Origin of the sequence: Dactylosporangium sp. CA-092794, assembly GCF_050948465.1 — a bacterium.
GTDB lineage: Bacteria > Actinomycetota > Actinomycetes > Mycobacteriales > Micromonosporaceae > Dactylosporangium.
The window spans coordinates 6057495-6070745 of sequence record NZ_CP192044.1 but is presented as its reverse complement, the minus strand read 5'-3'; the positions used below and the strand labels follow the sequence as shown (position 1 = coordinate 6070745).

The 13251-nt window shown below is 74.7% G+C and carries 10 protein-coding genes; all 10 read right to left on the bottom strand.

Annotated features, from left to right (window positions below):
• Window positions 1–13: 13 nt before the first annotated feature.
• Window positions 14–352, bottom strand: a complete 339-nt coding sequence (locus tag ACQPXD_RS25655; protein ID WP_432842800.1) for a hypothetical protein — start codon at window positions 350–352, stop codon at window positions 14–16.
• On the bottom strand, window positions 349–771 hold the full coding sequence (locus ACQPXD_RS25650) for a YbaB/EbfC family nucleoid-associated protein (protein ID WP_432842798.1): 423 nt from the start codon (window positions 769–771) through the stop codon (window positions 349–351). Before ACQPXD_RS25650 ends, ACQPXD_RS25655 begins: the two co-directional genes overlap by 4 nt.
• Before the next feature lie 79 nt (window positions 772–850).
• Window positions 851–3463: a hypothetical protein gene (locus tag ACQPXD_RS25645; RefSeq protein ID WP_432842796.1), complete on the bottom strand. Its 2613-nt coding sequence runs from the start codon at window positions 3461–3463 to the stop codon at window positions 851–853.
• A 2-nt stretch (window positions 3464–3465) separates the two neighbouring features.
• Window positions 3466–3843, bottom strand: a complete 378-nt coding sequence (locus ACQPXD_RS25640) for a hypothetical protein (RefSeq protein ID WP_432842794.1) — start codon at window positions 3841–3843, stop codon at window positions 3466–3468.
• Window positions 3844–3866: 23 nt separating this feature from the next.
• Window positions 3867–4154, bottom strand: coding sequence for a WXG100 family type VII secretion target (locus ACQPXD_RS25635; RefSeq protein ID WP_432842792.1), 288 nt, complete (start codon window positions 4152–4154; stop codon window positions 3867–3869).
• Window positions 4155–4203: 49 nt separating this feature from the next.
• Window positions 4204–4527: a WXG100 family type VII secretion target gene (locus tag ACQPXD_RS25630; protein ID WP_432842790.1), complete on the bottom strand. Its 324-nt coding sequence runs from the start codon at window positions 4525–4527 to the stop codon at window positions 4204–4206.
• Between the two features lie 127 nt (window positions 4528–4654).
• Window positions 4655–5965 (bottom strand): type VII secretion protein EccB, encoded by a 1311-nt coding sequence (eccB, locus tag ACQPXD_RS25625; protein ID WP_432842788.1) that lies wholly within the window; start codon window positions 5963–5965, stop codon window positions 4655–4657.
• 1 nt (window position 5966) lies between these two features.
• The gene (gene eccD / locus ACQPXD_RS25620; RefSeq protein ID WP_432842786.1) at window positions 5967–7379 is read right to left on the bottom strand and encodes a type VII secretion integral membrane protein EccD; all 1413 of its coding nucleotides are present in this window, start codon (window positions 7377–7379) and stop codon (window positions 5967–5969) included.
• A 7-nt stretch (window positions 7380–7386) separates the two neighbouring features.
• Window positions 7387–9210, bottom strand: a complete 1824-nt coding sequence (locus ACQPXD_RS25615; protein ID WP_432842784.1) for a hypothetical protein — start codon at window positions 9208–9210, stop codon at window positions 7387–7389.
• Entirely contained in the window at window positions 9210–13178 is a 3969-nt protein-coding gene (gene eccCa, locus ACQPXD_RS25610) for a type VII secretion protein EccCa (protein ID WP_432842782.1), read from the bottom strand. The genes ACQPXD_RS25615 and eccCa overlap by 1 nt, the downstream gene beginning before the upstream one ends.
• Window positions 13179–13251: the final 73 nt, after the last annotated feature.

Here is a 13251-nt window from a genome sequence, read left to right as displayed (position 1 = left end):
GAACCGCGCGGCCTCAGCCGTGCCGGCCGCCGCCCCAGCCGCCGGCCGCCTCGCCGTTGCCGGCCTCGGTGTTTTCGCCGATCCGGTGGACGATGCCGAGCTTGTCGCCCTGCACGCCGACCGCGTCGCCGAGTTCCACGTACGCCGGCAGGACGTACTGGGTCAGCACGCCGTGCACGGCGTTGCGCGCCTGGATGGTCAGCTCGTCGTCCCCGTCGGCGCCGTCGGCCCAGCGGCAGGCGGCGATGTCCGTCAACGGGGTCACGGTGCCGGTGAGGTCGTCCTGGAACTGGCCCAGCAGCGGTACCCGGCGGGCCAGGTCGTCGCCGGAGAACTCGATCCGCCCGCTCATGCCGCGCCCTCCCGGTCGCGCCGCTCGCCGGCGGCGGTAACCGTGCCGACGATCGACTCGACCAGCTCGTCCAGCGAGCCGGCGTCCTGGGCGGCGCTGCCGAGCCCGCCCAGGTCGGCGCCGAGGTCGCCGATGCCGGCCAGGGCCTTGCGGCGGGCCTCCTGGCGGGCGGTGCCGGTGGTCTTCACGATCAGCTCGGCCAGCTCGGCCGGGGCGAGGTCGCGGTAGGCGTCGCCGTGGAAGGTCAGCTCGGCCAGCTCGCCCTGGCCGCCCACGGTGACCGACAGCCGGTGCTCGCGGTCGCGCACCGTGGTGCGCGACTGCCGCACGCGGCGGCGGATCCGGTCCGAGGCGGTGCGCACCTCCTCCAGCGCGGCGCGCATCTGCGCCAGCAGTTCCTCGTCGCCAAGTGTCGTCATGGTGTACCTCCTTGCCTGTCTCACGGCCGGGCCGGGGCGCCGAGTTCACCTCGGGCCGCCCCGGCCCGGCCGGTCGGGTTCAGCGGCCCCGGCTGGTGCGCCGCTCCTCGTAGCCGGAGGTGCGCTCCTCGGGGGTCGTGCCGTAGTCGCGGTCGTCCTCGTCGCCGCGCGTGCCGCGGCCGCGCCGGCCGACCACCGCCGGCGCGCAGTCCGGGTCGGTGCCCCAGACCTTCTCGTCCTCCTTGAGCCAGGTGTTGCGCGATCGCTCGCGTTCGGGCCGGCCCCCGCCGCCGGCGCCGCCCATCATCGGCGGCATGAACGGCATGCCGCCGAAGGGCGTCTCCGCGGCGGCGCCGGAGGCCGGCGAGCCGCCGCCGGCCGCCCCGGCCCCGCCGGATCCCACCGAGCCCAGGCCGCCTGTGGTGACGCCGACGCCGCCGGCGCCGCCCAGGCCGCCGCCGACCCCGCCGCCGACGCCGCCGAGGCCGCCGCCGGCGCCCGAACCAACGGTCAGCCCCAGGCCGCCGGGGCTCAGCGCGCCGGGCGAGCCGCTGATGCCGGGCACCGACGACAGCCCGCCCGTGCCGGCGAGGAAGCCGGGGACGTTCGGGTGGTCCGTGGCGCCGGGCTGGGTGACGTCGCCGAGCTGCAGCCCGCCGCCGGAATCGGCGCCCGGGCCGTTGACGTCCAGGCCGTTGACCGTGGTCGGGAACGGGCTGGTGTCCACCCCGGCGGTGGGGCCCAGCGGCAGCAGCTGGCCCGGGTCGGACAGGCCGAGGGCATTGCGCTCGGCCGCGGTGATCGGGGTCTGGTCCAGCAGCCCGGCCTGGCGCAGCGCGTCGAGCTGCTCGGGGCTCAGCTGCCCCAGGGTCGGCTCGGCCCCGCCGGGCACGCCGAGGCCGTTCTGGCTCAGGAAGGCGGCCTGCTGCGGGGTGAGCGGCACGTCGTCGAGCAGCCCGGCCGACTGCAGCTGGTGCAGCTGGTCCGGGGTGAGCTCGCCGAGCGTCTGCGGCCCGCTGCCGGCGCCGCCGAACGGGTTGTTCGAGGCGAAGAACTGCTGGCCGCCGGGGTCGCCCACGCCGGCGAACGGGTTGTCCGACCCGAAGCCGCCGGCCGGGCCGTTGGCGAACTGGCCGGTCGGGGGCATGAACAGCGTGGCGGGGTCCAGCGGGGCGTTGGCGAACGGATTGTTCGCGCCCGCCCCGCCGGGGCCGAACGGGTCGCCGAGCGCCTCGTTGGTGTTCGCGAACGGGTTGGTCGAGGTGGCGAACACCTGGTCCGGGCCGTTGGGGAACGGGTTGCCGTCACCGCCGAAGTTGGCGAACGGGTTGTTCGCGCCGCCACCGCCGAGGTTCGCGAACGGATCGCCGAAGTTGGCGAAGGGGTCGCCGAAGTTGGCGAACGGATTGCCGAAGTTCGCGAACGGGTTGCCCCAGTTGGCGAATGGATTGCCCCAGTTCGCGAAGGGGTCGCCCATGTTCGCGTACGGGTCGATCGGGCCGTTGGCCAGGGGGTTGTTCGGCATGGGCGGCGGCGGTACCGGCGGCGGGTCGGCGAGGATCAGCTTGTTGCGCGCGCCCGTCATGGTGTAGATGAGGGCCTGCGCGGCCGGCTGCACCCCCGCCCAGGTCTGGATCGCCGTGCGGGCCCACGTCTCACGCAGCGCCCGGTCGACCCGGCTCCAGTGCTCGACGTTGAACGGGTCGATGCTGAACCCGCCCAGCCACGCCGGGACCCGGAAGATCATGCCGTAGGAGACGCCCTGGCCGTTGGTTTCGGCGTAGTTCGAGCCGATGTCCCAGGAGCGCGACTCGGGACCGTTGAGGCCCGACTGGGCGTTGAGGTTCTGGTCCAGCTTGCCCTCGTTGAACATGTGGGCGATGAGCCGGTACGGGTGCGGCCACGCGCCCTTGGGCTCCTTCTGGCTCCACGCGTTGTTCGCCTTGACCACCGCGTCGACGAAGTTGCGGGCGACGGTCTCCATGTAGCCCAGCTGCGTGTCCCACGTCGCCTGCTGGTCCTTGAGGTCGCTGAGGAAGTGGTCCGCGTTGAGGACCCGCTGGTACCACGCCGACTCCGCCGAGCCCCGGAAGTCCGCCGTCTTGTTGTCGACCTTCGTGGTGTCGGCCCGCAGGCCGGTGGAGATGTCGCTCGCGTGCTGCACCAGCGTCGCCAGGACCTGGCGCACGGCGGCGATCGTGTCGGGGTCGAACGAGGTGCCCGGGCCGAGGACCGCCGGGATCTCCCGCTGGATCAGCTCCCAAGCGTTGCCCAGCTGGATCACCGGGTTGGCGGAGGCGTTGACCACGGCGCCGGGGTCGGAGGTGTTGCTCTTCTGGCCCTGGTCGTTGTCCCGGTTCGTGAGGCCGACCCAGACCGTGACCCGGACGATGTCCTTGGTCGCGAGCAGCCCGGCCCGGTTCGCCCAGGTGTAGAAGGTGACGGCGTCCTTGTCGTACTCGGGCGACCAGGAGCCGCCGGTGTAGGTCAGGGTGCTCGACTGCGCGATGAGCCAGAATCCGGGCCCCTGGACGGTGCTCGGCCGGAAGGCGTTGTTGATCCCGCTCTTGCCCGAGCCCTGCTGGCCACCCCCGCTCCCGGAGGTGGCCAGCGAGTACTGCCCGGGCGCGGCGCCCAGCACGAGACCGAGAATGTTCTCCAGGATGTCCTCGATCGTCGCGATGTTGGTCATCGTCAGCTCGCCGTCCTCGGCATGAAGTACTCGAACTGCTCGGCGCTGAGCGTGCTGAGCTGCTCGGTGGCCTCGGAGTCGGCCAGCAGGAACTTGATGCCGTACTCGAGCGTGTAGAGCTCACCCCGCGCGCTCTTGAGCCGCTCGGCGAGCCCGGACCGGGTCTGGTCCAGGATGTTGACGTCGTCCTGGGCCTCGACGAAGTTCGCTCCGCCGAGCCTGATCGTGAACGGCTGCTTGATGTCCATGTGCGCACCCGGCAGGGAACCGTACGCGAAGACCTTGCCGTACATCCCGTCGATGTCGTTGACCTGGTTGGTGTACTTGGTCTGCAGGCCCTGCAGGTACGCCTCGTTGATGATGATCGGGTCGTTCTTCATCGTGACTCCCTCCTCTCCGGGACCTAGCTGAAGACGGCCGCGCCCCGGTTGTCACCGGAGATGTAGTTGTTGGTGATCTCCTGCAGCCGGATCTGCCCGTTGCGCAGCGCCTCGTGCATGTCGCGCTGCCCCTGATCCCACAGAGCCTGCGCCTGGGTGTAGGCGTCCGGCGCCTGGCCGTTGTTGGCCGCGGTGAACTGCTGCACCGCGCCCTGCAGCGTGGTCAGCGAGCTGTCCAGCCGCCGGGTCACCGAGGTGAGCTCGGACTCGACGTCCGCCAGGCCGGCGGGGTTGACGCTGTAGTTGGCCATGATGGCTCCTTCGTGAGGATTGATCGATGGTTGCCGGTACCGCGGGCGGTCAGGGCGTGGCCCAGCCCCCGGCCTGCGCGGCGCCACCCTGCTCGGTGGTGTCGGTCAGGCCCCGGTAGGTCTGCATGTTGCCGTTGAGCATGTCCAGTCCCTGGCGGACCTTCTGGAAGCCGTCCATCCACTGGTCCACGGCCTGCATGAACCGGGGGGCGGCCTCGTCGCTGTGCCACTGGCTGATGAGGTTGCCGCGCGCCGCGCTCACCGCGGACGCGATGCTCCCGCACTCGCCCTGGCACTCGTCGAACGCGCTGATCATGGTGCTGATGGTTCCGTGATCGGCGACGATCCCGCCGTTGACCGTGACGGATGCCATGTCGCTCTCCTTCCCTGCTGTTCTGCTGCGCGCCGGTGCCGTGCCGGTCGCCGGCGCTCGGATGGTCCTGTTCGGTGCCCGGCCCCGGGACGGGGCGGGCGGCGCACGCTCGGGCCGCTGCCGGGCCTCACCCCCCTTCCGGCCGGGCCAGCGCCGGTCCGGCCGGCACGAGCGCCACCAGCGCCGGAGGCATCACCATGGCCTGCGCCGCGGTGTAGCCCAGGGTGCCGATGTCGCGGCCGGCGACCGGGTACGCGATGCCCCGCTCGTCGACCAGCACCGCCGGCAGCTGCGCGACGTCGCCGTCGAGCCGGGGCAGCAGCAGCGCTCCCCCGCCCGGCGCCACCCGCACCGTGGTGGCGCCGGTGGTGCCGTGGGCGAAGTCGGGGCTGAGCACCACCGCGGGGGCGCCGTACGGCCGTCCCGTGTACTCGACGCAGACCGCGGCGCCCTGCGGTGCGGTGCGCGGCCGCGGTGGCGTGGCGGGCATCGAGGTCAGCGGCCGCACCGGTGCGCGCTGCGGCGTCGCGGCCATCTCGGCCGCGCTGATCGCGGTCTCGGCGGCGGCACCGGGGCGGGCCCGCTGCAGCAGGTACTCGGTCTCGGTCAGCGGCGCCATGCCGCCGCCGGTCATCAGGTAGTGGCCGGTCTTGCCGTTGCCGAGGTCGACGCCGAACATCTGCCCGATCGTGCTCGGCCGCCCGGCCATGGCCGGGCCCTGGCCGCCGGCGCCCTCCACCGTGGGCGGGCCGGCCGTGCCGGACAGCGGGATCAGGTCCAGCCAGGCGGTGCCCACCGGGATCGGGGGCATCAGCCCGAGGCCCAGGACGCTGGGCACCCACGCGTCGGCGAGCAGCAGCCGCCGGCCGCCCCACAGCAGGTAGGTCTTGCCGCCGCCGGTCACCGGCAGCGCCTCGCCCTCGCCCAGCGGCTGCTGGCCGGCCGGCGCGCCGATGTCCAGCCCGACGCGGCCCTTGCCCAGGTCGCAGGCGCGCCACACGCCCTGGTTGATCCGGTCGGCGGCGGGCAGCACCTGCGGCCCGGCCGGGTTGCCCACCGGCGCGCCGCGGGGCACCTTGGCCAGCGTGCCGGAGGCCACCACGACCGGGCTGAGCTCGCCGCCGGTCAGCAGCGTGGCGGTGGCGACGTCGTTGACCGGCCGCAGCGCTCCCTCGACCAGCACGTACCGCGCCCCGGTCCGGGCGTCCACGACCAGCGTGTGCGGCTGCTGCCAGCGGGTCGAACCGGAGCCGGGAAACAGCGCCCAGATCGCGGTGACGCCGGCCAGGAGCAGCCCGAACACGAGGCCGGCCACGGTGCCGGAGCGGTCCCGGCGGGTGGGCGACTCGGCGGCCTCGGGCTCGGCCCGCACCAGCGCACCGGTCACCCGGCTCAGCATGTACCGCTGGGCATCGACCTGGTCACGACGCGAGGACATGTCAGCCCACCCGCGCCCGGATCAGGTCGAGCCCGCCGGAGATCAGCACGACCACGGGCAGCAGCGCGGTCACCGTCACGGTGTGCGCCACGTCGCCCAGCCGCCCCCACAGCGGGTTGAACCGGCGCCGCGGCGAGATCCGCGCCGCCAGCGCCGAGGTGACCGCCAGGATCACGCAGCCGGCGATCGCCACGGCGGCGGTGGCGGACCGGTACGTGACCGCACTCAGACACCAGGCCGCCATCGCCAGCAACGCCGGCCCGGCCAGCGCGAGGCGGTGCCAGGCGCTGGTCATCGGGCGGGTCACGAGGATCTGCGCGGCACCGGCCAGCCAGGCGGCCAGCGGGGCGGCCCAGCCGGGCGCGACGGCCAGGCACAGCAGGGCCGCGCCCGAGGTCGCGCCGAGGGCCGCGTACAGCGCGGTCATGAACCGATCGGCGGCGGCCGCGCCGGCCAGCAGCCCGGCCGCGGGCTGCGGGTCGATGTTCTTCTGCAGGTCGGAGGGGTCGTCCGGCATGTCCGGCAGGGACAGGCCGGCCAGCTTGAACGCGGCCGTGGGTACCGCCGGGCGCAGCGCCGTGGTCAGCGTGACCAGCACCGCGGCCACGCCCGGCCAGTCCAGGAAGCCCTGCAGGCGCAGCCCGGCCGCGACGGCCACGAGCAGCCACGCCGCGAGCAGGCCGGCGAAGATCTGCCGGACGCCGGTGCGCGGGAAGACGAACGCGGCCGCCAGCAGCGCGACGACGCTGCCGGCGGTGGTCGCGGCGAGGAGCACCCACGGCAGCACCCCGCCGGCATCGGCGCCCACGCCGATCACTCCCGGGTCCGCCAGCGCCGCGTCCACCGCGGCCAGCACGCTCGCGGCCAGGCCGGCGGCGCCCAGCAGCGCCGCCAGCGCCCGGTCGCCCGGCCGGCGGGCGACCACGAAGCCGGCCACGAGGCTCAGCAGGGCCGCGGCCGCCAGCGCCACCATGCGGCCGGGGCGGTCCGGCCACAGCTGCAGTGCGGTCAGCCCGGCGCCCAGCCAGCCGGCCAGCGACAGCACCGCGGCCAGCCGGGTCGTCTCCGGCCGCCACAGCCCGGACCGCTTGCGGATCCCGGCCGAGACGCCGTCGATGAGGTCGTCGTAGGCCAGCGGCGGGATCTGCTCGGTGCGGGGCCGCACGTGGACGGCCTCCCCGTCGAGCAGACCCAGGTCGCCGACCGTGCGCGACTCGTCCAGCGCCGGCTCGCCCAGTCGCTGGGCGATCCAGCCGCTGTGCTCCAGCCCGCGGTCGGCCAGATCGGGGCCGAGCGCGCCGAGCAGGGCCGGCATCATGTCGGCCAACGGAATGTGCGTGGGTACGCTCACGTCCACCTGGCTGGTCGGTCCCACCACCAGCAGCCGGCAGACGTCCCCGCGATCCTGGTTCATACCTGTCTCACGCCTGCCGGACCGGCCGGAGTTCACGGGTTTCGCGCCGGGGCGGGCACAGCCCCGCCGGCACCGTGCGCTCGCCCAGGAACCAGTGCTCGTCGCCGGCTCCGGCGCCGGCACCGAGCCACGGGCCGTCCGGCCCGCGAGCCTCCAGCAGCGCCCGGGCGGCCTCCGGCAGCTCGACCACGTCGAGGCTGCCGTCGTGGTTGCGCCGGCGGTCGGTGACCGAGGCCACCGGCCCGAGGTCGGTGCTGAGGGCGGCGAAGGCCAGCAGCAGCGCGGTCCACGCCGTGCCCGGATCGGGCAGGCCGCGGATCAGCGGCGCGACCCCGGTCAGGTAGAGGTCACCGGCGCGGGACAGGTGCTGCCAGCGCAGCAGGTCGACGCAGGCCATCAGGGTGGGCAGCGGATCCGGGTCCGCGCACGGCACCGGCGGATCCCCGTCGGCGGGCGGCAGCCAGCTCAGCTCGCTGTTGCCGCGCACCGCGGGGGCCGGCTTGACCAGGTCGGCCCCGGTCAGGCCGAGGCGGGACAGCAGCCAGTGGTGCACCCGGCCGCTGCGGTTCGGGGTGACCGCCCAGGTCCACGAGTCGGGCTCGCCGCGCTGCGGCGGGTCGGCCGGCGGGGCGCCGAAGAGCTCCCGCTGGTCGCGCAGGTAGTTGTACCGCGCCCCCTCCAGCCACAGCGCCAGCGCCGGGTGCCCGGCCGGGGCGAGGATGACGTCGTTGAGCACGATCTGGTCCGTCAGCGCGTTGAGCGTGAACCCGGTCGAGGAGGCGGCGACCCGGTCGAAGAGCTCGGGCAGCCGGGCCGGGCCCCGCGCGTCGGGCGGGCCGAGCCACCGGCCGCGGAACAGCCGGTACCCGCCGCCGCCCGGGCCGGGGCCGTCACCGTCCACGGTGTACGGTGGGCCGGCGAGGTGCAGGTCGCCGTCGGCGTAGAGGCCGCCGAAGCGGTGCACCACCTCGACGCGCAGGTGGTCGCTGGCCGCGGCGAAGGCCCGGGGCACGCCCTGGCTGAGCTCGAGCGTGTACGGGTGGTGCAGGGTCATGGGCGCGCTGGCGTGGAACACCTCGGCCACGCTGACCAGATGGATGCCGTGCGTGATGGCCCAGGCGAGCAGCTCGCGCACCGCGGCCAGCGGATCGGGCCGGCCGGGGGCCGGGCGCGGCCCGGTGCGCGCCGCGTCGAAGCGGTGCCGGGGAATGTCGGTCCACAGCACGAAGTCGGCCTCGCCGGCGTAGGCGTCGGCGGCGGCGCCGTAGTTGGCCCAGAAGCTGTTGGCGGCGGGCAGGGCCCGGCCCAGCCAGATGCCGTGCACCACGTGCGGGATCACGGTGGTGGCCGGCAGCGCCGGCGCCGTGCCGGAGGGCTCCCAGCGCCGGGCCGGGTCCTCGCGCGCGAACCGGCTGACCGGACCGGCCGCGCCGGCCAGGGCCCGCGGCGTGAGCTCCGCGGGCGCCGGCGCCGGGCGGGTCATGCTCAGCCGGCGCAGCAGCGGCGCGACCAGGTGCGGCGCGACCGTGCGCACGTCCACCCCGGCCAGGAAGGCGGGCGCGGCGGGCGGGCGGCGGGTGCCGAAGACGTCGCCGCCGATCCAGCGCCGGGCCAGGTTCTCCTCCGCGGCCCAGGTGTACAGCCCGGGGTAGGTCATGCGGCGCAGCCAGCCCAGCACGGCCACGTCGCAGGGCCAGGCGGCGGGGACGGCGGAGGTCCCGGGCAGGCAGGCCGCCGCCCGCAGCCGCCGGGCCAGCTCCCGCGCGGCGGGCCCGGGCGATGCGGGGACCGGCCGGGCCGGCCGCGGGCGGGTGCCGGCCGCGGCCGGCATCAGGCCACCGCCGTGGTCTGCGCCGCCGGTACCAGCGCGGTCTGGATCAGCCGGGCACCGCGCCGGGTGCACAGCAGCGCCCGCCCGCGCGGCAGGGTGCGGGGCCTGATCCCGCCGAGCAGCGGACCCTCGTTGGGCGGGCAGGACAGGGCCACGTCCGGGGTGTTCAGCTCCTGCACCCGGCGCAGCATCGGGTCCATCGACAGGCGCATCGCCCCGGCCGCGGCCCGCGCCACGACCAGGTGCAGGCCGATGTCGCCGCCCTGCGGCAGCAGCGGGATCAGCCCGGCCAGCGGGTTGTCGTGCCCGGCCAGCATCTCGTAGTCGTCGACCAGGATGTACAGCTCGGGCCCCTGCCACCAGTCGCGGGCCCGCAGCTGCTCCGGGCTCACGTCCGCGCCGGGCACCCGGGGGTTGAGCCCGGCCAGGGCCTCGGCCACGGTGGCGCGGGTGCTGTCCGGGGAGACCGAGTAGCCCAGCCGGTAGGCCTCGGGGATGTCGTCGAACAGCTGCCGGCGGTAGTCGACCGCCATGATCCGCGCCTGGGCCGGGGTGTGGCCGGCGGTGATGGCCCGGATCAGCAGCCGCAGCACGTTGCTCTTGCCGCTCTCGGTGTCGCCCAGCACGGTCAGGTGCGGCATGGTGCGGAAGTCGTGCCACACCGGCGCCAGCTCGTCCTCGTCCACCCCGATGGCCACCTTGTCCTCGACCGGCTCCGGCAGCTCGGCCAGCGCCAGGGTCGTGGGCAGGGTGCGGACCGCCGCGGCGCGCTCGCCCGGCCAGTTGTCGACGACCGCGGCGACCAGCTCGGCGGTGGCCGCGGTCAGGTCCTCGGCGGACTGCACCCCGTCGATGCGCGGCAGCGCGCCGAGGAAGTGCAGCTTCGCCTCGGTGAGGCCGTGGCCGGGCCGGCGCGGCACCTGGGCGGCGGCGCGCAGGTCGATGCCGGACTCGACCGGGTCACCCAGCCGCAGCTCGAGCCGGGTGCCCACCTTGTCCCGCATGGACATGTGCAGCTCGGACCACCGGCCCATGGTCATCATCACGTGGACCCCGTAGTTCAGGCCGCGGGCCGCGAGGTCGCGGGCCATCTCCTCGGCCGCCTCGAACTCCTGCCGCAGGGTGAACCAGCCGTCCACGACGAGGAACACGTCGCCGAACCGGTCCTGCGGGATCTGCCCGGCGGCCTGTGCCTCCCGGTACGCGTCCCGGCCGTGCAGGCCCAGGTCCGCGCAGCGCCGCTCGCGCTCGGTGAGCAGCGAGCGGACCTCGGCGATGGTGCGCTGGACCCGCTCCGGCTCGTGCCGGCCGGCCACGCCGCCAACGTGCGGCAGCCCGGCGAGCCCGGCCAGCGCGCCGCCGCCGAAGTCCAGGCAGTAGAACTGGACCTGCCGCGGCGAGTGGGTCAGGGCCAGGCCGCAGAGCAGCGAGCGCAGCAGCGTGCTCTTGCCGCTCTGCGGGCCGCCGGCGATGCCGACGTGCCCGCCGACCCCGGACAGGTCGGCCACCAGCAGGTCCCGGATCTGCTCGAACGGCTTGTCGATCAGGCCGAGGGGCACCCGCAGGAAGGTGTCCCGCCCGGCGTCCACCGGCCGCAGCCCGTGGTCGGGATCGGGCAGCAGCGGCGGCAGGACGTTGTCGAGGGTGGGCGGATGCTCCAGCGGGGGCATCCACACCGGGTGCGCCGGCGGCCCCTGGTCGATCAGCCGGTTCACGAGCGCGTGCAGGACCGTGGTGCCGCCGTCGTCGCGGGCGGCCGGCTGCTCGGCGGTCTCCGCCGGCGGCGGCGCGGCGGGCGCGAGCCGCGCGGTGCCGAAGGGCACCACCTGGCTGGCGATCACATCCTGCCGCAGCTTGGTACCGCGGGCCCGGTGCGGGCCGGACACGTAGGCCGCCTTGAACCGGGTGATGGCGGTGACGCCGGAGCGCAGGTAGCCGTTGCCCGGCTCGGCCGGCAGCTCGTAGGCATCGGGCACGCCGATGACCGCGCGGGACTCCATCGCGGAGAAGGTGCGCAGGCCGATGCGGTAGGACAGGTGGCCCTCCAGCTGGTGGATGCGCCCGTCCTCCAGCCGCTGCGAGGCCAGCAGCAGGTGTACCGCGAGCGAGCGGCCCAGCCGGCCGATCATCACGAACAGCTGGATGAAGTCGGGGTTGGCGGCGATCAGCTCGCTGAACTCGTCGACCACCACGAACAGTGTGGGCAGCGGGTCCAGGTCGGCGCCCTGCGCGCGGGCCTTCTCGTAGTCGCGCACCGAGCTGAAGTTGCCGGCCCGGCGCAGCAGCTCCTGGCGGCGGACCAGCTCGCCGTGCACCGCCGCCTGCATCCGGTCGACCAGCGCGGCCTCGTCGGCCAGGTTGGTGATGAGCGCGGAGACGTGCGGCAGCCGGTCCAGCCCGACGAAGGTGGCGCCGCCCTTGAAGTCGACCAGCGCGAAGTTGAGCGTCTCGGAGGAGTGGGTGGCCGCCAGCGCGAGCACCAGCGTGCGCAGCAGTTCGCTCTTGCCCGAGCCGGTCGCGCCGATCAGCATGCCGTGCGGGCCCATGCCGCCCTCGGCCGACTCCTTGATGTCCAGCTCGATGGGTGAGCCGTCGGCGGCCACCCCGATCGGTACCCGCAGCCGCTCGGCCGGCGGCCGGTCGTGCCACAGCGCGCGCGGGTCGAAGCCGTCCAGGTCGGTGATGTTGAGCAGGTCGGGCAGGTCCAGCACGGAGCTGAGCCCGTTGGCCGGCTGCTCGCCGGTGACCCGGGTGCCGTGCCGGGCCATGACCCGGGCGGCGGCGCGCAGCCGGGTCAGGTCCAGCCGGTCCGGCGTGGCCAGCCGGGTGCGCACCTCGCGGCCGACGTGGTCGCGCTCGATCAGCTCGACGTCCTCGGCGGACACCTCGAGGTTGAGCACGTGCTCGTCGGTGCCGGCGCCGCGGGCGTCGAAGTCGAGCAGCACCGCGTTGCGGTAGCCGGACACGATCAGCCGGGCGCCGGCCGGGATCGCGCCGCCGTCGGAGACGATCACCACGAACGGCTCCTCGCGGGTGGGCTGCGATCCGCTCTCGTAGCGGGCGCGGCCGGCGAACTCGTCGCCCAGCAGCCGCTCGAGGTCCTCCAGCGAGGAACCCACCAGGCGGACCGGTCCGGACGCGTCGGCCTCGGCGGTGTGCTTGGCGTGCGGCAGCCACTTGACCCACTCCCAGTCCCCGGCCCGGTCGGGGCCGGCGCACACGGCCAGCCGCAGCTCGTCCGGGGCGTGGAAGGCGACCAGCTGCGCCACCATGGCCCGGACCATGGCCAGCGTGGTGTCCCGGTCGCCGCCCAGCCGGACGTGCGCGAAGCCGGGCAGGAACAGCGCCACCGGCTGGCCGGGCAGGGTGGTGTACGCCCGGATGAACCGGCGCAGCGCCTTGGCGCACACCGGCTCCAGGTCGGAGACCGGCTTGGTCTGCATCGGGGTGATCCGCACCGCCAGGCGCTGGGCGCCGGTGCCGACCCTGATCTCGCCGAAGTCGGGGTGGGTGGGGCGGCGCTCCCACAGCCGGCTGGTCATCACCAGCGACCACAGCGACTCCGGATCGGGATGCCGCCAGGCCAGCGCGGCCCGCTGCTTCTCGGCGTACTCGCGGACCTGGGTGCGGGTCTGCGAGAGGTACCGGAAGTAGTCGCGCCGGTCGCCGTTGATCTTGTCCTTGCGGGTGCCGGACGACGTGGTCATCTGGAAGGCGGCCATGCCGACCATGCCACCGCCCATCATCACCAGCATGATGATGCCCATGGGGCCGCCGATCGTGCCGCGGCCGAAGAACATGAACATGAACCCGCCGCTCATCAGCAGCGTCGGCAGGATCATCCCGAGCGAGCGGAAGCCGCCCGGCTGCGCCTCGGGGACGACCGGCGGCTCCTGCAGGGAGATGTCGCCGTGCGGCAGTTCGGGTCCGTTGCGGCGGGCCGGCCGCCGGTAAGGTTTCGTGCTCACATATCGAACACGGCTGCCGGCGGTGACCGGTTGGATACCCGGGCCGGAAACCTCGCGGATTCTTCCGTGACCC